19 protein-coding genes are annotated in these 19,432 nt (G+C 60.2%); 10 read left to right on the top strand and 9 right to left on the bottom strand.

The window, feature by feature from the left end; translation table 11 throughout:
* Positions 1-29 precede the first annotated feature (29 nt).
* From NW814_RS01890 to NW814_RS01905, 4 genes are all read right to left on the bottom strand, one after another.
* Positions 30-1,976, bottom strand: a complete 1,947-nt coding sequence (locus NW814_RS01890) for a TonB-dependent receptor plug domain-containing protein (RefSeq protein WP_414404997.1) — start codon at positions 1,974-1,976, stop codon at positions 30-32.
* A 166-nt stretch (positions 1,977-2,142) separates the two neighbouring features.
* A complete protein-coding gene (locus NW814_RS01895) occupies positions 2,143-2,733 on the bottom strand; it encodes a formylmethanofuran dehydrogenase subunit E family protein (protein ID WP_414404998.1) in 591 nt (196 codons plus the stop codon).
* Positions 2,734-2,803: 70 nt separating this feature from the next.
* The gene (gene leuS, locus NW814_RS01900) at positions 2,804-5,401 is read right to left on the bottom strand and encodes a leucine--tRNA ligase (RefSeq protein ID WP_414404999.1); all 2,598 of its coding nucleotides are present in this window, start codon (positions 5,399-5,401) and stop codon (positions 2,804-2,806) included.
* A 92-nt stretch (positions 5,402-5,493) separates the two neighbouring features.
* Positions 5,494-6,384 (bottom strand): ferredoxin--NADP(+) reductase, encoded by an 891-nt coding sequence (locus NW814_RS01905; RefSeq protein WP_414396182.1) that lies wholly within the window; start codon positions 6,382-6,384, stop codon positions 5,494-5,496.
* 270 nt (positions 6,385-6,654) lie between these two features.
* Here NW814_RS01905 and NW814_RS01910 point away from each other — a divergent pair, with 270 nt between their 5' ends.
* The 6 genes from NW814_RS01910 to NW814_RS01935 all read left to right on the top strand — a co-directional run bounded on the left by NW814_RS01910 (position 6,655) and on the right by NW814_RS01935 (position 11,360).
* Positions 6,655-7,662 carry a phosphoribulokinase gene (locus NW814_RS01910; RefSeq protein ID WP_414396180.1) on the top strand — a complete coding sequence of 336 codons (1,008 nt, stop codon included), beginning with the start codon at positions 6,655-6,657 and terminating at the stop codon, positions 7,660-7,662.
* A gap of 40 nt (positions 7,663-7,702) precedes the next feature.
* Entirely contained in the window at positions 7,703-8,434 is a 732-nt protein-coding gene (gene pgl / locus NW814_RS01915; protein ID WP_414405000.1) for a 6-phosphogluconolactonase, read from the top strand.
* 91 nt (positions 8,435-8,525) lie between these two features.
* Positions 8,526-8,717 carry a hypothetical protein gene (locus NW814_RS01920; protein ID WP_414405001.1) on the top strand — a complete coding sequence of 64 codons (192 nt, stop codon included), beginning with the start codon at positions 8,526-8,528 and terminating at the stop codon, positions 8,715-8,717.
* Positions 8,718-8,888: 171 nt separating this feature from the next.
* The gene (locus tag NW814_RS01925) at positions 8,889-10,043 is read left to right on the top strand and encodes a homocysteine biosynthesis protein (RefSeq protein ID WP_414405002.1); all 1,155 of its coding nucleotides are present in this window, start codon (positions 8,889-8,891) and stop codon (positions 10,041-10,043) included.
* 79 nt (positions 10,044-10,122) lie between these two features.
* Entirely contained in the window at positions 10,123-10,656 is a 534-nt protein-coding gene (locus NW814_RS01930; RefSeq protein ID WP_414405003.1) for a thermonuclease family protein, read from the top strand.
* 50 nt (positions 10,657-10,706) lie between these two features.
* Positions 10,707-11,360 (top strand): cofactor assembly of complex C subunit B, encoded by a 654-nt coding sequence (locus NW814_RS01935; protein ID WP_414405004.1) that lies wholly within the window; start codon positions 10,707-10,709, stop codon positions 11,358-11,360.
* A 31-nt stretch (positions 11,361-11,391) separates the two neighbouring features.
* Here the strand turns inward: NW814_RS01935 and bchI are convergent, their stop codons facing one another.
* A complete protein-coding gene (bchI, locus tag NW814_RS01940) occupies positions 11,392-12,450 on the bottom strand; it encodes a magnesium chelatase ATPase subunit I (RefSeq protein WP_414405005.1) in 1,059 nt (352 codons plus the stop codon).
* Between the two features lie 272 nt (positions 12,451-12,722).
* Here bchI and NW814_RS01945 point away from each other — a divergent pair, with 272 nt between their 5' ends.
* The gene (locus NW814_RS01945) at positions 12,723-13,115 is read left to right on the top strand and encodes a DUF4168 domain-containing protein (RefSeq protein ID WP_414405006.1); all 393 of its coding nucleotides are present in this window, start codon (positions 12,723-12,725) and stop codon (positions 13,113-13,115) included.
* Positions 13,116-13,227: 112 nt separating this feature from the next.
* Entirely contained in the window at positions 13,228-13,767 is a 540-nt protein-coding gene (locus tag NW814_RS01950; protein ID WP_414405007.1) for a DUF3611 family protein, read from the top strand.
* 111 nt (positions 13,768-13,878) lie between these two features.
* On the opposite strand, the gene NW814_RS01955 is transcribed toward NW814_RS01950, so the two are convergent.
* Both NW814_RS01955 and psaK read right to left on the bottom strand, forming a co-directional pair.
* Positions 13,879-14,016: a photosystem II reaction center protein K gene (locus tag NW814_RS01955; protein ID WP_414396163.1), complete on the bottom strand. Its 138-nt coding sequence runs from the start codon at positions 14,014-14,016 to the stop codon at positions 13,879-13,881.
* Positions 14,017-14,588: 572 nt separating this feature from the next.
* Positions 14,589-14,834, bottom strand: a complete 246-nt coding sequence (psaK, locus tag NW814_RS01960) for a photosystem I reaction center subunit PsaK (protein ID WP_414396161.1) — start codon at positions 14,832-14,834, stop codon at positions 14,589-14,591.
* Positions 14,835-15,149: 315 nt separating this feature from the next.
* Between psaK and NW814_RS01965 the strand changes: the two genes are divergently transcribed.
* Positions 15,150-16,127, top strand: coding sequence for a fatty acid desaturase (locus tag NW814_RS01965; RefSeq protein WP_414405008.1), 978 nt, complete (start codon positions 15,150-15,152; stop codon positions 16,125-16,127).
* Positions 16,128-16,286: 159 nt separating this feature from the next.
* Here NW814_RS01965 and NW814_RS01970 read toward each other — a convergent pair whose 3' ends face one another.
* On the bottom strand, positions 16,287-16,979 hold the full coding sequence (locus tag NW814_RS01970) for a J domain-containing protein (RefSeq protein WP_414405009.1): 693 nt from the start codon (positions 16,977-16,979) through the stop codon (positions 16,287-16,289).
* Positions 16,980-17,051: 72 nt separating this feature from the next.
* On the opposite strand from NW814_RS01970, the gene NW814_RS01975 reads away from it, so the two are divergent.
* Complete coding sequence (locus NW814_RS01975) at positions 17,052-17,354, top strand: DUF3082 domain-containing protein (protein ID WP_414405010.1); 303 nt, start codon at positions 17,052-17,054, stop codon at positions 17,352-17,354.
* Here the strand turns inward: NW814_RS01975 and NW814_RS01980 are convergent.
* Positions 17,250-19,331: a transglycosylase SLT domain-containing protein gene (locus tag NW814_RS01980; RefSeq protein WP_414405011.1), complete on the bottom strand. Its 2,082-nt coding sequence runs from the start codon at positions 19,329-19,331 to the stop codon at positions 17,250-17,252. The genes NW814_RS01975 and NW814_RS01980 overlap by 105 nt on opposite strands.
* Positions 19,332-19,432 lie beyond the last annotated feature (101 nt).

Here is a 19,432-nt window from a genome sequence, read left to right on the forward strand (position 1 = left end):
CCAGAATTCAAAAACAACCTGAGATGTTGCTAAAGTTGCCCCCGCAAGTTCACCCTCAACGTGCGACCAACGCCGGGATAGCCGGGGAAAACTTCATACTGCTTATCCAGCAGGTTGTCGATCCCCATCTCTAGGCTTAGGTCCTCAGTCAACGGGATCCCTCCTCGCCAAGCTGCGGTGGTGTAGCCTGGTAGGGATTCCGTGTTGGTGTTGTTGGTAAAAAAGCTCCCAATGTGATGGACTAAAATTGAGCTGTACCAGCCTTGCTCGTGACGGTAGGTCAGGCCTAAGTTCAGGCTATCGGCTCCCACAAAGGCTAGCTGCTTGCCAACTGTAGCTGGGTCAAGGGCGGCGCGAATGATGGGATCATTGAGGGTGTAGTTGGCAAAAAGCATCCAGTTTTCCCCCAGCCGCACATCTAAGGCTGCCTCCAGGCCGGTATATTCAACCAGCCCAATATTTTCATAGGTTCCTCGGCGCGGCCCAAGGCTGACAAAGGTGATGCCATCGCGGATGCGGTTGTGGGCCAAAGTCAAGCGCAGCAGGCCAAAATCTCCCAAGGCTTGATCTAAGCCAATGTCAAAGCTTTCCCCTCGCTCTGGGCGGAGATTGGGGTTGCCATCCACTTCAAAAAAGCCGCGCAGCCGGAAGAACAATTCCGAGATCAAGGGAGTGCGAAAGCTGCCGGCATAGCTGGCCCTCAAGGTGGTGCCTTCCGCCAAAGCCCAGCGGATCCCCAGAGCAGGCGAGGTAGCCGAGCCGCTGGCCAAACTGCTGAAGTCCTGGCGGATGCCTAAGTCGAGGTGGAAACGGGGATCTGGGCCGTAATCCAGGCGGGCAAACAGGGCTCCCTGGTTAACCGTATCGTCGTAGTTGGTATTGGTAGAACCCCTGGCAAGCGAAAAAGTTGTATTGCGGGCTGAGATAGAGCGATAATCTGCCCCCAGGACTCCTTCTAGGTTTTCGCCGGCTTTCCAAGCATACTGGAGCTGGGATCCCCAGCTATCGCGCAGGATGAGGTCGCGGGAGCCCTGGCTTTGCGGGGCGCTGAAGCGGTAGTTGAGATCGTCCAAAAAGAGCCGAGCTTGCAGGGAGCCTGTCTCCTGAGTCCACAGCCACCTGAGATCCAGCAGCAGGTCGTTGGTGGTTTGCTCGGCATCGGGAGAAGGAAAGTCTACGCTGCCGGGCACGCGGAAGGTTTTGTTGAGGTAGAGGGCGTTTGCCGTTAGGACTTGGTCTTCGGCCAATTGCCAGGTGAGCTTGGCCTGCAAGTTGTGGTACTCCACCGCCGAGTTTTCCCGCCTGCCCGACTTGCCCAGCCGTCGGATGGTAAAGGGAAAGTCGTTGTTGCTCTGCAGGCGACGGTAGCTGAGCACCCAGCCCAGCTCCTGCCCTTGGCCGCGGCTTTGGATCCCTTGCTCATTGAGGCCATAGCTGCCGACCGCCGCTTCCACCACCGTCTCCGTTTCTGGCTGGGGCTCCACCGTGACGATGTTGATGACGCCGCCAACAGCGTCTGAGCCGTACAGGGTAGAGCCGCCGCCGGGGGAGACTTCAATTCGCTCGACGACATCGGTGGTGATTTGGGAGAGGTCAAACCCCCCGAAAAAACCCAGATCGTTGAGGGGGCGGCCATCCAACAGCACCAGCACCTGGGCCGTTCGCGCCCCTCGCATGAACTGAGAGCTGAGGGCTCCCAACTGGGTGCCGGCTGTGCCATCGCTGAGGATGCCGGGCAGATAGCGCAGGGCTTCCTGCACGGTTCTTGCCCCTTGCTCGCGCATCTGCTGGCGGGTGATGACATAGACGGGGCGGGAAGACTCTCGCAAGAGGTCGGGACGGCGAAACGGGGTGGTGACGGGTTGATTCAAAATCTCGGCGCTGAGGCCGGTATCCAAGACTGCTTGCGCCCAGACTGGGATCCCCAAAACCCAGCTTCCCAGCCCAAGGCTGAGGCCTAGAACTGTCTTTTTCATGTCAGCTCTTTGTTCCATGCGACCCGAAAGGGCTCTAAGCCCTGAGCTGAAGCCGCAGGCGGGCATCCTGCCATCACAGTTGCGGCACAGCGCCGGATTTGAAAGCCGTGCTAGGCATCATATCTCTCCCGCCCCGGAGTTCCCATCCTGCTGGGGGGGATCGGCGCTAGGGTCTAATCGTGAGACGGAAAAGAGCCTCGTCGGCCATTTGAAGAACTTCTTGCCCCGCTGCCATAAGCCGTTCTGGGGGCAGCTCTCGGTACTTAGCAATAAACCCAGGCAAGACTTGAAACTCCACCCGCTTGCCAGTTTCTCGATGGATGACAACACTGCGCATTTTGTCCAGGGAGTCCACCTCCACCAGCTTTAAGTTCAGCTTGCCCAAGCTGGCTCCAGTGGCGGCGTGCAACCCATCCACGATGCAGGCAAAGGGAATCTGGAGCGGCGACTCGTGAATGACTTCCACCACAAAGCGACTTGGGGAGGTGGGGGGGAGGGGACTTGCCAAGCCCAGCTCCTTGAGAGCCCGCATCCCCATGCGATAACCCACCACCGCCCAGGGGCCAGCACCCCCGTGGATTTCGGTAACTCGCTGGGTGGCAGCCTCAAGGGCAGCCGGAGGATTGGCAGAGCTGCTGCTGGGGTGGGCCAGGGCAGGGATCCCGACCGCTAGCTGAATGGCCATCCACAGCAGAGGAAGCTGCTGCGGCTTGAGAACCCATCGCTTGCGCATAGGCAGACAAGAACTAAACCCCAAGGCAGTATCCTAAGCCCTGCTCCTGGGTCTTGCCTATGCAGGGGGGGAGGTTACCTGAGCAAACGGAGAGCTAGACAACCACGTTGACCAGCTTCTTCGGCACCACGACGACCTTCTTCGGCGTCGCCCCTTGGAGATACTTCTGGGCCGCTTCCGACTGCAGAGCTAGCCGCTCCTGCTCCTCCGGCGTGACATCGGCAGGGGCTTCAAAGGAGCCGCGCAGCTTGCCGTTGACCTGCACCACAATCGTGACCGTATCGGCCACCAGCGCCGCCGGGTCGTAGCTGGGCCAAGACTGGCGATGCACCGAGTCGGTACCGCCTAGGGCCTGCCACAGCTCTTCGGCAATGTGGGGGGCAAAGGGCGCCAGGAGCAAGACCAGGGTGCGGATCCCTTCTGCATAAACTGGCGAGTCCGGGATCCCCGCCTCGGCTAGGGCATTGCTCAGCTTCATCAGCTCGGCAATGGCAGTGTTGAACTGGTACTCCTCCAGATCCTCACTGACTTCCTTGATGGCCGTGTGGACGGCGCGGCGCAGATCCCTTTCCGCCTTGGTCAGGGATCCCGCCTCGACCTTGGCCTGCAAGGACGCCGTCCCGCCACCGCGACTGACAAAGTCGTACACCTGTCGCCAGACGCGGTTGAGAAAGCGAAACTGCCCTTCCACGTCGGCATCGTCCCATTCCAAGTCCTTTTCCGGCGGCGCCTTGAAGAGGATGAACATGCGGGCCGTGTCTGCCCCGTAGTTGGCCAGCACCTCTTCCGGATCCACGCCGTTGCCCTTGGATTTGGACATCGTAGCGTAGATAACTTGCAGAGGCTCGCCGGTTTCGGGATCCCGCGGATCGTTGGGATCCTTAACCAGCGCTGTAGGGATCCAGCGATCCTTGCCGGACTTGTTGGGGTTGTAGTAGGTGCGCGCCTGCACCATCCCCTGGGTGAGCAGACGGGAGAAGGGCTCATCGAAATTCAGCAACCCCAGATCCCGCAGCACTTTGGTGAAAAAGCGGGCGTAGAGCAGGTGCAAGATAGCGTGCTCGATGCCACCCACGTACTGATCCACCGGCAGCCAGGCGTTGACCAGATCCTTGCGGAAGATCTCGCGGTCGTTGCGGGGATCGCTAAAGCGCAGGAAATACCAGGACGAGCAGATGAAGGTGTCCATGGTGTCCGTTTCCCGGCGGGCCTCTGCGCCACAGGTGGGGCATTTCACCTTCACCCACTCCTCCAGTTGGGCTAATGGGGATCCGCCTCGCCCCGTCAGCTCTACATCTTCTGGCAAGAGCACTGGCAGATCTTCTTCCGGCACCGGCACAATGCCGCAATGGGGGCAGTGGATGACCGGGATGGGGCAGCCCCAGTAGCGCTGCCGCGAGATGAGCCAGTCGCGCAGGCGGTAGTTGACCTGCCGTTCCCCTAGCCCCTGCTCCTCCAGCCAGGCGATGGCCCTTTCCACACTTTGCCCTGGGCCCTTGCCCACCGGGATTCCGTTCAAGGGGCCGGAGTTTATCAACACCCCCTCCCCTGTCCAGGCCGCCTGCAGATCTTCAGCAGTCTCCACCCCACCCTGAGGCGGCTGCACCACCAGCTTGATGGGCAGGCCAAACTTGCGGGCAAACTCAAAGTCCCGCTGGTCGTGGGCAGGCACGGCCATGATGGCCCCTGTGCCATAGCCCATCAACACGTAGTCGGCAATCCAGATGGGGATGCGCTCTTGGTTGACGGGGTTGATGGCGTAGGAGCCCGTCCAGACGCCCGTCTTTTCCCGATCCTCAGCGCTGCGCTCGATCTCGCTGCGGGCAGCGGCCTCGGCCTGGTAGGCTTTGACAGCAGCCTGCTGCTCGGGGGTGGTGAGCTTCTCCACCAAAGGATGCTCCGGCGCCAGCACCATAAAGGTGGCTCCCCAGAGGGTATCAGGCCGGGTGGTAAACACCGGCAGCTCTTCCCCTGTTTCGGTTTTGAAGAGAACTCTAGCCCCTACCGACTGGCCAATCCAGTTCTCCTGCATGGTGCGCACCCGCTCTGGCCAGCCGGAGAGCTTCTCCAGGTCAGCCAGCAGTTGGTCGGCATAGGCCGTGATCTTGAGAAACCACTGCTTGAGGAGGCGCTTTTCCACCAGAGCTCCCGATCTCCAGGAGCGCCCTTCCGCATCTACCTGCTCGTTGGCCAAGACGGTCTGGTCCACCGGATCCCAGTTCACTGGCGCTTCCTTCTGGTAGGCCAGGCCTGCCTTGAAAAACTGCAGGAACAGCCACTGCGTCCATTTGTAGTAGTCGGGGGCGCAGGTGGTAATCTCCCGCTCCCAGTCGTAGGAAAGCCCCAGCCGCTGCAGTTGATCCCGCATCTGGGCAATGTTCTGGTAGGTCCACTTGGCCGGCGGGATCCCCCGGTCAATGGCGGCGTTCTCTGCCGGCAAGCCAAAAGCGTCCCACCCCATGGGGTGCAGCACCGCATACCCCTGCATCCGCTTGTGGCGGGCAATGACATCCGTGATGGTGTAATTGCGCACATGCCCCATGTGCAGGCTGCCGCTGGGGTAGGGGAACATCGACAGGGCGTAGAACTTGCGGCTTTCTGCTGTTAGCTCTGGCGTGCGATCCAACCCAATTTCACGCCAGTGGGCCTGCCATTTCCTTTCAATGGCCTGGGGATTGTAGCGCGCGTCCACAGCTTAGGACTCCTGGAAAACCTTTTGCTCTGGGGAGCCTAGATACCAGCATTTTGGCATGCTTTGGCCGCTCCAGAAACCTCCAGGACCCCCTAGTAGGTTTCCTCGTTCCAGCGGCTAGCTTTCTTGAGCTCCTTCTGGAAGCTGCTCCAGTCTTGGCCTGCTTGTTGGGCTACGGCAGCCATGACGCTGTTGATGCCATCCTCCATCCCCTTGAGACCACAGATGTAGACGTAGGTGTTAGGTTTTTGCAGCATCTCCCACAGCTCGGCGCCGTACTCGGCCATGCGGTTTTGCACATACATCTTTTTGCCATCGGGGGTTTGCTGCTCGCGGCTGATGGCGTAGTCGACGCGAAAGCGGTCCCCATGCTCAGCTTTCCAGGCTTCCAGGTCGCCCCGATACAGCAGGCTGGAAGTGGTGGGTACCCCAAAAAACAGCCAGATCCTGCCTTGGTAGTTGGGATCCTCCTCGAGCAAATGCTTGATGAAGGCCCGAAAAGGAGCAATGCCCGTGCCAGTGGCAATCAAGATCAGGTTGGCGTTTGGATCCTCCGGCAGGAGGAACGTCTTCCCAGCCGGCCCCGTGATCATCACCTCATCCCCAGCTCGGAGATCGGTGAGGAAGCCCGAGCAGACTCCCACTCCCGGCTGGCCGGTTTCCTTATCCACGTATTCGGCCCGCTTCACGCTCAAGGAAACCGTGCGTCCCTCGCCATCGTCGCCGTAGCGGGTGGAGGCTATCGAGTAGAGTCGGGGCTTGTGGGGCTTGCCTTGGGCATCGACGCCAGGAGGAATAATGCCAACGCTCTGGCCCTCCAGGTAGCGGAAGTTGGGATCGGGCAGGCTAAGCACAATGTGCTTGGTTAGGCCAGGTGCCCCTTCCTCGACAAGGGAGTAGGTCTCCAAACATTGGCCAACTAGAGGGGCATTGGGGCGGTAGAGATTGACCACAACTTCTCGTTTTTGGGCGCTGGCAACCATGACTGGGATCTGCTCCTGGCAGTGGTAGCTACAGCAAACACCTTAGCAGGCTGCCTTTGCGGAAGGGAACTTGCCCTGTCAACTGGCGGCGTCTCCCTTGCCCATCCAGAAAAACGCCTGCACTGCCCAGGAAATGGTTTGTCTTCTGCCAGCGCCAGCTTTTCCAGCCTCAGGCTCGCTTGCGGTGGAGCGTCTTGTGGTAATATGCAAAGCCATAAAGTTTTAGAAGCCTCCTTGCAGTTTTGCCCCGCCTATCCCCAAGGAGTTCCCATGGCAAGCAGTCCCGAACGCATTGTGATGATTGGTGTTGCTGGAGATTCTGGCTGTGGCAAGTCCACGTTTTTGCGGCGGCTGAGTGACTTGTTTGGCCGGGATCTCATCACCACCATTTGTCTGGATGACTACCACTCCTTGGATCGCCAACAGCGCAAGGAAAAGGGCATTACGGCGCTGGATCCCCGCGCTAACAACTTCGACCTCATGTACGAGCAGGCCAAGGCCCTCAAAAATGGCCAGAGCGTGATGAAGCCCATCTACAACCACGAGACGGGGACCATCGACCCCCCTGAGCGGGTGGATCCCAGCCCCATCATCGTCTTGGAGGGCCTTCACCCCATGTACGACGAGCGGGTGCGGGAGTTGCTGGACTTTAAGATCTATCTGGATCTGGCGCCGGAAATTAAGGTTGCCTGGAAGGTTAAGCGGGACATGGCAGAGCGGGGCCACACCTATGAGGATGTGCTGCGCTCCATCGAGGCCCGCCGCCCGGATTTCGAGGCCTACGTCGATGTGCAGAAGCGCTATGCCGATGTGGTGATTGAGGTGCTGCCCACTAAGCTTCTGCCAGAGCTGGATCCAGAGCACAAGGTGTTGCGGGTGCGCCTGATCCAGCGCGAGGGGGTGAAGTACTTTGACCACGTCTATTTGTTTGACGAAGGCTCCACCATTGACTGGATCCCGTGCGGCAAGAAGCTAACCTGCTCCTATCCCGGCATTCGCCTACACTACGGCCCCTCCACCTATTTCGACCATCCGGTCTCGGTGTTGGAAATTGACGGCAGCTTCGACAAGCTGGAGGAGGTCATCTACATCGAGAACCACCTGAGCAATCTGTCGACCCGCTATTACGGCGAGCTGACAGAGCTTCTGCGCAAGCACCCCGAATATCCGGGATCCCGCAACGGCTCCGGGCTCATCCAGGTCATTGTGGGCCTAAAGCTGCGATCCCTCTACGAGAAAATCCAGGCGGAAACCAAGAAGATGGCGGTCGCTTCTTAGGGGGATCCCTTTGGCCCGGCTAAGGCAGTAGAAGGCACCGATGCAAGGGTTCCAGTTGGAAATCTGGCCGGAGGGGGCAGCTCTTTTCCGCCGGGCGGTGGAGATCTGGCAGGAGCAGGCTGCGGCGGCCATTCGTCAACGGGGTCGCTTTACGGTAGCTTTGGCAGGAGGAAACACCCCGCGAAAGTTGTATGCCGCTTTAACCCAGACGCCAGGGATCCCTTGGCAGCAAACCTGGTTGTTCTGGGGGGATGAGCGCTACGTTCCCCCGGATCACCCCGAGAGCAACTACGGCATGGTACGGCGGATCCTGCTAGAGACGGTCGGGGTTCCTGCCTCGCAGGTCTTTCCCATGCCTACCCAGGCAGGGGATCCCTTGCGAGATGCAGCGGAATACGAGGCGACCCTGCGGCGGATTTTCGGCAACGAATGTCCTGCCTTTGATCTCATCTGGCTGGGAGTGGGGGAGGACGGCCATACGGCTTCCTTGTTCCCCGGCACAGCCGCCCTGCAGGTGCAACACCGCTGGGTAACCGTGGGGCAGAAAGGAGAGGAGCCGCGCCTGACCCTGACCTATCCTGTCCTAAACCAAGCGGCCCAGGTGGTGTTTTTGGTTGCCGGAGCTAGCAAAGCCGAGATTGTCAAAAAGGCGCTGACGACGGAGGCCCACCTGCCCTGTCAGAGCGTCAACCCTAGAGGGCGGCTGCTGTGGCTGCTGGATGCGGCAGCGGCGGCAGAGTTGCCCCTGCCGGCAGTGGGCTTGCTTGGCTAGGCCCTGGCTGAGGATGGCCATTTGACTTGGACACGGCTGTCTCCTCCTCCTTCTGAATTTCATAGGGGTAGTTGAGTTAGAGCGCTGCCCCATGTCCATTCGCCTAATTGTCGAATCAGTTCTCCAGAGTGCCTGCCTCACCCGCGAACAAGAATCCCAAATCTGCTATCTCCTCCAAGAACGGTTCTACGACGAATTGGATCTGGAGGCCCTTGACCGGCTAACCCTGGCTTTGCTGGAAGGGCAAGTCCACCTGGAGGGAGAGGAAAGCCGCGCTGCCTAGCCAGATCCTCAAGAAGCCCGATAGTTTGGCGGCCCGCCTGGCCTACCCTGCCCAGGGACGCCCTACCGCCACCGCTAGCAGCTTGCCTCCCTGAGGCCTTCTTGCCCATCTAAGCTATTGATAGCCATTCGAGAGCGCTGCCCCAAAGGAACGCGGACTGCCTGCAGTTATATGGAAAGAACTCTAGACGAAATTAACCGGCGGATTCTCCAAGGCCGGGTGCGGGTGTGGACGGCTCAGGAGGCCAAGGCCAAGCTAGCTACCCTTAGCCTTGAGGAGGCCTTCGAGCAGGTGGACGTGGTAACCACCGGTACCTTTGAGCCGATGGAGTCCTCGGGAGCGATCCTCAACCTAGGGCACACGGATCCCCCAATCAAGATTCGCCAGGCCTGGTTAAATGGTGTGCCCGCCTATGCCGGCTTTGGGGCTGTCGATCTCTACATCGGGGCAGCCCAGCCCAGTGAGCAAGCTGATCAGCCCTATGGAGGGGGCCATGTCATCGCCGATCTGGTTGCCGGCAAGCGGGTGCACCTGCGGGCCATTGGCCAAGTAACCGACTGCTATCCCCGCGCCGACTACGAGACCTTGCTGACGCGGGATCAGCTTAACCAGTTCTACCTGTTCAACCCCCGCAACGCCTACCAAAACTTCATTGTCGGCGTCAATGGCGGCGATCGGCCGCTGTACACCTATTTGGGCCTGTTGGAGCCCAACTTGGGCAACGCCATCTATTCCAATCCCGGCGAGCTATGCCCCCTGCTCAATGATCCTCTCCTGCGCCGGGTGGGGATTGGCAGCCGCATCTTTCTGGGGGGCGGCATCGGCTATATAGCTTGGGAAGGTACCCAACACTTTCCGCTGCAAAAGCGGCTGCCCAACCAAACTCCCATTGGCCCCGCAGCCACCCTGGCCTTGATTGGCGATGCCAAACAGATGCAAGCCGAATGGGTGCGAGGCTGCTACTTCCGCAACTACGGCCCCAGCTTGATGTTAGGGGTTGGGATCCCCATCCCCATCCTTTCCCCCAGCGATTTGGAGCCCATTGCCATCCGGGACAAAGATTTGGTGGCGCCCGTGATTGACTTTTCTATCCCCCGGCGGGTGCGGCCCACCTTTGGCCTGGTGAGCTATGCCCAGCTCAAATCCGGCTACATTGTCCTCAATGGCCGCAAGGTGCGCACTGCCCCCCTAGTCAGCCTGCGCCGCTCGATGCAAGTTGCCGAGATCCTCAAACAGTGGATTGCCAGCGGTCAGTTTACCCTTACCCAGCCAGTGGCTCCCCTACCGCTAGATCGGGAGTTCCTCACCCAAAATCCCTATTCATGAGAGAACCTTGGCTGGCAAGGGGTTGCCTAGCTGAGAGTTGCCGCTACCATTACGCCTTAGGTGTCCCTGGGGGAAGAGCATGTTCCGGCGTATGGCTTTTGGCTGGGCGGTGTTGGGATGGCTCCTAGCCCTGCCTGTTCTTCCCGGCCACGGGTTTGGGGAGCGGCGGGTTGTGCCTGACACCCCCTTCTACTTCGATAACCACTACTTTGATCGCTACCCCGAGGCAGTGGTGGTGGGCGTGGTCAATGGCGACACGCTGGTGGCGCAGATTGAAGGGGAACAGAAATTGCGCTTGATCCGGCTGGCCGGGATCCAGGGCCTTAGCCCCCAGGAGGATCCTTTTTATCAGCAGGCGCTTGAGCTAATGCGTGAGCGCATCCTCCGCCGCACGGTCAAGCTGGAAGGGGATAAGCTGCTGCGCAACGTCGATGCCACTGGCTTGGTGGAAGCCTATGTCTGGCTGGAGGGCCAGCAGATGAACGCCATGCTGGTGCGCAACGGCTTGGCTCGCATCGCCCCCTACACCCACAACATCAAGTACGACAGCTACTTCCGCGGCCTGGAAAAAAGAGCTCGCCAAAAGCGCCTCGGCATCTGGAGCCGCCTCTAAGACCTTGGGTAGCTCTAGACTGGACTTAGCGCTAGACGTCTCTTCCTGCTTTGAGGGTCAAGCGAGATCCCAACCGCTGGCTGCGGCGACTGCCTTTAGTGGCAGGCGTTTTGGGCAGCATTCTCCTAGTCATCAACCGGCTGGCCTTTACGCCAGAACTGCTGGCCAGTCAATCCCGCTCTGACGCCTTGGGGATCTTTCTCAGCGCCGTCTTAATCCTAACTGGCCTTTTGTGGCAGCAGGTTCAGCCCCGCCCTCCCCAGGCCGCTACCCTGCAGGGGAGTCCAGGTTGCGATTGGCATCCCGACCTGTCTGAACGCGAAAAACTGGAGCTGGCCTGGGCCTCCCACACTCTCCTTAGCACTACCGCCGCCCGCACCGTGGTGATCTGGGTGGAGGGACGCACTCTGCTGCAGCGAGGGATCCTAGCTAGCCCTGGCCAGTTGCCCTCCCTACAGCCCCAAGGCACTCTGCAGCAGGTGTTGAAGACGGGGCAGCCGGTTTACCTAGGGGATCTGCGATTTTTCCCCGCCCGCGCCGAGTTCGAGGGCCTGTTGCCGGCCGGATCCCAGGCGGTTCTCTGCCAGCCCATTGGCCAAAAGGGATGCCTTATCTTGGGCAGTGACAGGCCGCGCAGCTTCAGCCGCCAGGAGCAAGCCTGGATTGCTGCCATCGCCAACAAACTAGAAACCCTGTTTGCCTAACTCCCCCCTGGAAGAGGGATTGGGGGTAGAGCTAGGCAGCGCTCTCCAGGTTCACCTGAAACACCTCGCTAAAGGCCTTCTCGACCTTGTAGCCGGAGTCGATAGTTTCCAGGGGATCCTTGCGCAGGCGGTGGCGCAAGCACAAGCTAATCACCCGGCGAATGTCGGCAACAGTAACTTCCGTACGCCCTTCTAGAGCCGCTAGGGCCTTGGCCGCCCGGTTGGTGACGATATCTCCCCGCAGCCCGTCGACTTCCAAGGCCGCACACACGCCGGAGATCTTCAAGCGCAATTCGGGATCAATCCCCACCTGCGGCAATAGGTGTTGGGCTTTTTCAATGCGCTCCCGCAGGCGCTGCTGGGCATCGGCGTATTTGGCCAGGAAAGCCTGGGGATCGGCGTCGAACTGGCTGCGCTCTTCCACAATCTGCACTCGCAGGGCCGGATCCCGCACCGTTTCGATGCGGACAAACATGCCGAAGCGATCCAGAAGCTGGGGGCGCAGCTCCCCTTCCTCGGGGTTGCCGGATCCCACGAGCACAAAGCGGGCTGGGTGGCGAATGGAGATCCCCTCCCGCTCGACGGTGTTCCAGCCGGAGGCCGCCGCATCCAGCAGTACGTCCACCAGGTGGTCGTCCAGGAGGTTGACCTCGTCCACATAGAGGATGCCGCGGTTGGCCTTGGCTAGAAGCCCCGGCTCAAAGGCCTTCACCCCTTGAGAGAGAGCCCGCTCGATATCCAGGGTGCCGCAGACCCGGTCTTCGGTGGCCCCTAAGGGCAAGTCCACCATCGGCACCTGGATCCAGGTGGTTTCCAGGGTTTCTCCTGCCTGCAGGCGCTCCCACACCTGATCGCTCATCAGATCCCGCTGCCGCGGATGGCTGTTGAAGGGATCCCCTTTGACGACCTCAATTTGGGGAAGGAGATCGGCCAAGGCGCGGATGGTGGTGGATTTGCCCGTGCCCCGATCCCCCATGATCAGCACGCCGCCGATGCGGGGATCGATAACGTTGAGGAGCAGGGCCAGCTTCATTTCTTCCTGGCCAACAATGGCCGTGAAAGGGAAAACCGGGCGACGCTCCAAGTTCATAAAGCCACAACCAGCAATCCACCCTCATTATCCCCCTTCTGGGCTGTTCAAGGCACCAGCAGGAACCTTAGGGCCACTTTTTGGTCAAAAGAAGTAGGCGCCGGCGACAACTGGCGGTGGCTTGCCTGGGTAGCTTGAAGCGGGTTGCAGACAAAAGCTACACCTAGGAGAAGATCCCAGCGACACCGGCAACGCAGTGATTGGGTGGGGAGATAGTAGCGGTGTTTGGTCAAGCAGGTCGGAAAGGAGGAGCGGCACTCTCGCTGGCAAGCGTGGCCCAGAAAGGGCTGGTGGGCTTGATCTGGGTTTGTACCTGGATCCCGCTAGTGGGTGTTTCCCTGGCCGTAGCCCAAACCCCTGCCACTCCCCTAGCTCTAAGCGATGAACAGGTTACCAAGTATGCCCGCCTCGTCTTGGAGATGGAGCCCCACCGGCAGGAAGCCCAGCAGCGCTCTCAGGCTACCGAGGATCCGGCCACCAAGGATCAAATCCGGCGGGAGTTCATTCGCACCGCCACCGAGATCATCACCCGCCATGGCATGACCGTGCCGGAATATAACCGCATCACCTTGTGGATTCGCTCTGAAGAAGGAAAAGAGCTCAAACAACGCATCGAGGCGGAAATCCTGCGCCTGCAAAGCAGGGACTCCCATCGCAAGCCCTAGCCTTCTAGATGACCCCACAGCTTGAGGTAGAGGCTTCTGCGCCGCGCCTTTCGGTGACGGGGGGCAGAGGATGGGGATAGGCTGGAAGCGGATAGAGAGCGGGGGAAGAAGGATGAGCGGACCCATGTCGCAGCTAGGAGGGGCGACGGTTGAGCGCATGCGGTCTCGCTTGCGCTTGACGCGCCGCTTTGGGTTCTGGTTTCAGGGGGTTCTGGGGGCAACGGCCCTGCTGCTGTGGCTTGGTTTTTTAATTGGCCAGAATACCGTCTATCGAGATGACTCGCTGGGGGCTACTATCGCCTTCTGGTTTACTCTGCTGACTTTACTCACTCTAGCAGCCGGCCTCTTCCTCAACTGGCGCTACTTGCTGCACGCAGAGCGCCGCTCAGCTTCCGCTACTGCCTCAGGCCAATTCGATTTGCCCAAGCAATTGCAGTTGGTTACCTACGTCAGCCTCATTGGAGCGTTCCTGGCTTTGATTGGCATGGAAGCCCAAGTCGGCGAGCTATTGGCACGCATTTTCGCCCGCACCCAGGCCAACCAGGTAACAGGAGTACTGCTCTTGGCTGCCAATATCAACGTCACCTTCGCCCACTTTGTCTGCTTGGCAGGAGTGCTCTGGATTACCGGTGTCCTTGACCGCGATCTCTGACTCCTCTAGAAGAGCTACTAGCCTGGGGCAGGGCATTCTGCAAAGACAACTAACCCCTCCGCGAGTGCAAGAGGGGCGAGCCGGAGCTACCGATTCCAGCCGACTGGGACTTTACTTAAAGCCCACCGCCGCCTGCCAGACAAAGGCAAGCAGGAAAAACAGAACGGGGATGATCGGCAAAATATCGACCAGTGGGTCGAACAGTTCATAGCCTTCTGGCAAAGCAGCCAGGAGCATCGTTACAGGCATGACACCAAACCTCACCAGGAAGGAAGTGGGACTAGAGAAACGAGTTCGTTAGGGATTTTCCTATTGGCTCCAGATCTTGGCTGGGTCGCAGTTTTCCTGAACCGCTCTGAAAGACTTATTCAACCCCGGGCAAAAGCAGACTTTCGCTCGGCGTTGAGGCTTTCTTCCTGCTTCCACGACCCGTAGCTAGTAGTAGAGTTCACCTCTGCTACCCCGCCAGAGGGATCTCCACAGGCGTCACTTCCCCGCGAGCTGCAGGTAGTTGCTCCTTGCTCTTGATCGAGCACACAGGCTAGAGACGGAGCCAACTTTAGCCTAGGCAAAACGCCTACCCAAGAAGATGTACCTGCTAGCCTACTAGCTCAGCCCATCTACGTCAAGGCAGAAGGTTAGTTAGGTCCGGTGAATCAAGGACTAGAGGAGAACCCTGAGGGCAGGAGTGCTTTCAAGAAGCTGCGTCGCCACCTTACTGGCAGAGCCATAGCTAGGCTAGCACAAGGCGACTTGTCCTCGGTCGCGGCAGCAGTGCAGAGCGCTTGGCACGAAGGCCAGGGCTTGCGTTGCCATGCAACCTAGAGAACCCCCATGTTGGAGAGGCCCAAGATTACTCCTACCCCCAGCAGATGACCAAAGCTGGCAACTCCCAGGACTTCTGGCCAGGTCATCCCCAACACCGGTCCAGTTTCTGAAGCGACCCCCGAAGAGGACTTGAAGCTCAGGTATGCCAGTCCTGTGCAGAGCAGAATGATCACCGCGCTTAGGGGAGACCAGGGGCTGGTGTGAGCGGTTATAGCTAGCGGCGCAACAAGGAGCAGCATGGTTTTCCTCCTTGGCTTAGGTTAACCGCCCCCTAGATTACCCCTGTTTTGCAAGACTTAGAGGGATCCCCCCGCGATCTTCACATGAATTGCAATAGAGGCCGCAACAAAACCTCACAACAGTTCTTGCCGGGATCCCTGTCGGCGGCAGTTGGGGTTGGCGGGAAAATCAGGCCTGACGGGACAAGCTGAGCAGTTCTGTGCCGTATACTAACGAAAGTTAACAAAGTTTATCCCTGCCGCTTGCTGGGGTTTGGCGGGTTGCCTTAAACCATCCCCACCGTCTGCGCTGTGCACACTCGAGGATGGCTGCCGATGACTGCTGCTGTGACTCCGCAACCGGACTCCAGGCCTTTCACCTTACCTCGTGAGCTGCTGGGGCCGCCGCCAGAATTTTGGAATCCCACCCTATTGATGTTTCTAGGGTCCGTGGCGCTGTCAGCCGCCTGCTTTTGTGGGTATGCCTTTTGGCATTGGCCCCGCTGGTTGGTGTTCTGGCTAAACTTTGTCGCCCTCTATGTGCTGGGCACGGTAATCCACGATGCCTCCCATGGCTCAGCCCACCGCAACCGCTTTTTGAACGAGGCTATGGGGCATGGATCTGCTCTGTTGCAGGGCTTTGCCTACCCTGTCTTTAAGCGGGTGCATATGCAACACCATGCCCACGTCAACCATCCTGAAGACGATCCGGATCACTACGTCTCCACGGGGGGGCCGCTGTGGCTTATTGCGCCGCGCTTTTTCTACCACGAGGTGTTTTTCTTCAAGCGGCAGCTCTGGCGCAAAGGCCGCTGGGACCTGCTGGAGTGGGCTTTGAGTCGGCTAGTCGTGGTCTTGACCTTTGCCTTGGCCTTCCACTTCGGCTACACCGACTACCTCCTGAACTACTGGCTGCCCCCTGCTTTTATCATGGGGCTTCTATTGGGCTTGTTTTTCGACTACCTGCCCCATCGCCCCTTTCAATCTCAGGAGCGGTGGTACAACGCCAGGGTCTACCCTAGCCGGCTAGCCAACATCCTCCTGTTGGGACAGAACTACCATCTCATCCACCACCTCTGGCCTTCGGTTCCCTGGTACAAGTATCAGGCGGCCTACTGGGTGGCTAAGCCAGAGCTGGACGCTCGCAACTGCCACCAAACCCTGGGCATTTGGCGAAAGGGTGAGTTTTGGAGCTTTCTCTACGACGCCCTAATTGGCCTGCACTGGCACAAGCCTGCCCCTGCGGCTGCCCAGGCCAAGTCACTAGGAGCGTCATCCTCTGCGGATCCTCAGCAGGGCGAAGAGGCCGATTGAGAGGGTCTTGCCCACGCCCGGATCCCTCAGTTGCTGCTGTTTGTCGAGGCAGCTAGCTTGCTGCAGGACGCCGGCCAAGCCGTTGTGGGCGCAGGTGCGCGGGTCCAGGGTCCGGCGGCACCGCTATCGCGAAGGCAAGCCAGCATGGGCTCGATCCCGCTAGAGGGAGATCTTGGCATAGGCCTGGCCAGCCTCTCGGCGCAGCTCTTGGGCCCGTCGAAACAGCTCTTGCCCGGTGTGCAGGTGGCGGTCGTCGAAGTTAAGCGGAAAATGGCTCAGCTCCTCCAGAGCATCTTCCAGGTGGTTGAGGGCGTAGTAGAGGCAGGAAGCCACTTTCCCCAAGCTGCTGGGGTTGGGAAGACGGCGAAAGATCTGCTGAGCTTGGGCCAATTTCTGCGCGCATTCCTCTAGGTATAGGCCAAAGGCCGCCAGCAACTCGGGATCGAAGGGATCGGCGGACAGAGCGTTTAGCTGGGGTTTTAGGGAAGCCAACAGAGATCCCAAGAGTCGGTTCAGGGGGGTGTAAACCTGCCGAATCCAGGCTTCGCGGAGGAGGGCTTCTTGGCTGACCGTCGGCGGCGGGGAGGCTATCGGCTGAGAGCGGCGCCAGGTCTGGCTGGCAAGCAGTTGCCGGTCGTATTCGCGGCGGGCTTGGGGATCCCGGAGCACGGCGTAAGCGGCGTTGATCTGGCGGATCCGCTCAGCAGCGGCCTGATCCTTTTTGGCTAGCAGACTATCGGGGTGGTAGTACTTGACCAAGCGGCGGTAGGCACGCTTGATCTCGGCTGCCGTCGCCTGCATGGAGACTCCCAAAACCTCGTAGTGGGAAACCGCTTCCAATCCGCTCCCCATCGTCTTCCGCTAGCAAACCTTCACATTCTACGCCGGAGCCTACAATAAAGGTGAGCTCTCCCATGTTGCCCCATGTCTTCCTCCTCTCCGGGATCCCCCCATCCCCTCAGCGCTCTCTTGGGGGCCACCTTTGCTGCCGGCCTAGGCTACGGTTTCCTGCAATTGCTGCTCTCAATGCTGGCCAAGCTGCCGCCTGTTGATCTAGACAGCGGATCCCTGGCACGGGGAGTCGGCATTTTGGTGCGCTACCTGTTGGTGGGCTCCGTTTCCCTAGTTGCCTTCATGTTTGTCATGGTAGGCTTGGGGCTGGCGGCCTACTCGGTGCAACTGCTGAGGGAGCGGCTGATCTCTTCCCGGCACCGGTCTAGCCTCTAGCTGGAGCGCGCTGGCCAGGGTGCGTCCTTCCCGCGTGTAGAGCTGCCAGTAGTTCCAGTAGTTGCCGAACACCGCCTTGACATAGCCGCGGGTTTCGGCAAAGGGGATCTGCTCCACAAACTCGTCGGGATCCTCAAAGCCAAATTGGCTCAGCCACTTGGCGACGTTGCCGGGGCCGCCGTTGTAGCTGGCCAGGGCCAGCAGGGTGTTGTCTTGATAGGCGCGGTGGGTGTAGTCGAAGTACCAGGATCCCAGGCGAAGGTTGTCGGCAGGGTTGGTGAGGCTGTACTGGGCTAGGCCAATTTTTTGGGCAATCCAGCGGCCGGTGGCAGGCATCACCTGCATCAAGCCCAGCGCTCCTGAGGCCGAGACGATCTCCGGCTCAAAACGGGATTCCTGGCGAATCAAGGCCGCCACCATCAGGGGATTGAGGCTAAACTGTTGCGCCCAGTGGGCCAGGCCAGGCTGGGCGTAGGGATCCCTTTCCCAGGTGTTTTCTGGGCTGGCGTAGTAGTGCAGCGGGTAGATGGCCTGCCAGAAATCCTGGCGCTGTCTCAGGGTCGGCAGCAGCGGGTCGGGCTCGGCGCTAAAGCGCAGGGCAGCCACCTGGTTGATGCCCCGCAGGTGCTCGCCGGCGTTGTTGCGCAAAATGCCGCTGGCAAAGCGCTCGGCCACGCTCATCTGGCCGGGATCCCGTTGCAGCAGAGCCATTTCCCCCTGCCAGCGCTCCCAGGCCAGTTGGCCAGCGCCAATGAGATGCAGGGTCTGGGTAGCCTCGGAAACCGCAGGCAGAGGTTGGCGAACCGGCTGGAAATCCACTTCAACCCTTTGGCGCCCGCTGGAGAAATCTCCTACTGGCCAGCCCAGTTGCGCCGCCGCCCGCCAGGCGTAGTAGGTGTGGGGAAACTGCCGCAGCACCTGCTGATAGGTTTGCCGCGCCGCAGCCACCTCCCCCAGCCGTTCCCGCCATTTGCCGGCCCAGTAGAGCAGTTGCGCCCCCATTTCCGTATCCCGCTGGGCCAAGCCAATCTGCTGGGCTAGAGCAATGGCTTGGCTGAGATTGCCCGTTTGCGCCTGGCGCCAAGCCACCGTCCAGGCGGCGGTGGCCGCGGCTTCGCTGACTGGGAAGCGCTCCCAAAGGGTCTGCCGCACCGCCTGGGCCGATTGCGGGCTGCCGTTGCGGTCATACAGTTGGCTGAGGCTGAGCAACGCTTCTGGAGCTTCTCTATCCGAGCCGGATCCCACCTGGCGAAGTAACTGGATTGCCGTCGGCAGGTCGCTCAGTTCCGCCAAACGGCGGCGGGTGAGAGAAGCCTCTGGCCCATCGGGAAACTGTGCCAGCAGCGCTTGGTAAGCCGCTTTGGCCTGGGGAAACTCCCGCGAGATCTGGTGGCTGCGCCCCTGGCGGTAGAGATTGCGAGAGGTGGTGGGGGCACGCCCGTAGGCGCGGGCGGCTTTGCCGTACTCCCGCTGCTCCCAATAGGCATCGGCCAGGATCTGCCAATCGGAGGCCGTGAGGGATCCCTCTTGGGCTTGCCGCCAGCGATCCAAGAGGGGGGTTAACCCAGGGGTTTGCGGGTGATGTTGGGCCAAATCCCGCAGCAGGTCATAGCGGTTGGGATCCTGCTCCAGCAAGTGCTTGAGGGCGCGGGCCGTCAGGCGGTGGGTGGGAAATTGCCGCCGCAACTGATCCACCTGGCCCATTCCCCAGAGGGCGTAGGCGGCCACCGGGCTGTGGGGATACTCCTGCAAGATCTTGGGCCACCAGATCTGGCGGGCTGTTTCTCGATCCCCCAGCTTTTCATAAGCCTGAGCCCTGAGCTTCCAGATCTCGTCGGTGAGAACTGGCAGCTTTTCTTCCAAGCCCTGCAGGTGCTCCAGGGCCGCTTGCGCTTGGCCGGCCTGCAGGGCTTTGTAGGCGCGCAAAAAGGCGGCGCCAGAAGTCGAGCTCAGGGGTGCTGGAGGCGCCGCCGCCATCTCGACAGGTTCTGCCCAGGAGGAGGCGTAAAAGCCCCACAGGACGCCGCCCAGTACTCCGCCTGCTGCTAAGGTCGCGGCAAGCCATCGCCTCCAGAGTT

The organism is Synechococcus sp. R65.1, from assembly GCF_047461755.1.
Taxonomy (GTDB): domain Bacteria; phylum Cyanobacteriota; class Cyanobacteriia; order Thermostichales; family Thermostichaceae; genus Thermostichus.

Excerpts from the sequence above, each read along its gene's own strand:
- NW814_RS01905 (WP_414396182.1), bottom strand. The coding sequence starts at position 6,384 with ATGGTTGCCAGCGCCCAAAAACGAGAAGTTGTGGTCAATCTCTACCGC.
- NW814_RS01965 (WP_414405008.1), top strand. The coding sequence starts at position 15,150 with ATGACTGCTGCTGTGACTCCGCAACCGGACTCCAGGCCTTTCACCTTA.
- pgl (WP_414405000.1), top strand. The coding sequence starts at position 7,703 with ATGCAAGGGTTCCAGTTGGAAATCTGGCCGGAGGGGGCAGCTCTTTTC.
- psaK (WP_414396161.1), bottom strand. The coding sequence starts at position 14,834 with ATGCTGCTCCTTGTTGCGCCGCTAGCTATAACCGCTCACACCAGCCCC.
- NW814_RS01950 (WP_414405007.1), top strand. The coding sequence starts at position 13,228 with ATGAGCGGACCCATGTCGCAGCTAGGAGGGGCGACGGTTGAGCGCATG.
- NW814_RS01975 (WP_414405010.1), top strand. The coding sequence starts at position 17,052 with ATGTCTTCCTCCTCTCCGGGATCCCCCCATCCCCTCAGCGCTCTCTTG.
- bchI (WP_414405005.1), bottom strand. The coding sequence starts at position 12,450 with ATGAACTTGGAGCGTCGCCCGGTTTTCCCTTTCACGGCCATTGTTGGC.
- NW814_RS01955 (WP_414396163.1), bottom strand. The coding sequence starts at position 14,016 with ATGCCTGTAACGATGCTCCTGGCTGCTTTGCCAGAAGGCTATGAACTG.
- NW814_RS01930 (WP_414405003.1), top strand. The coding sequence starts at position 10,123 with ATGTTCCGGCGTATGGCTTTTGGCTGGGCGGTGTTGGGATGGCTCCTA.
- NW814_RS01890 (WP_414404997.1), bottom strand. The coding sequence starts at position 1,976 with ATGAAAAAGACAGTTCTAGGCCTCAGCCTTGGGCTGGGAAGCTGGGTT.
- NW814_RS01920 (WP_414405001.1), top strand. The coding sequence starts at position 8,526 with ATGTCCATTCGCCTAATTGTCGAATCAGTTCTCCAGAGTGCCTGCCTC.
- NW814_RS01980 (WP_414405011.1), bottom strand. The coding sequence starts at position 19,331 with ATGGCGGCGGCGCCTCCAGCACCCCTGAGCTCGACTTCTGGCGCCGCC.
- NW814_RS01910 (WP_414396180.1), top strand. The coding sequence starts at position 6,655 with ATGGCAAGCAGTCCCGAACGCATTGTGATGATTGGTGTTGCTGGAGAT.
- NW814_RS01970 (WP_414405009.1), bottom strand. The coding sequence starts at position 16,979 with ATGGGGAGCGGATTGGAAGCGGTTTCCCACTACGAGGTTTTGGGAGTC.
- NW814_RS01925 (WP_414405002.1), top strand. The coding sequence starts at position 8,889 with ATGGAAAGAACTCTAGACGAAATTAACCGGCGGATTCTCCAAGGCCGG.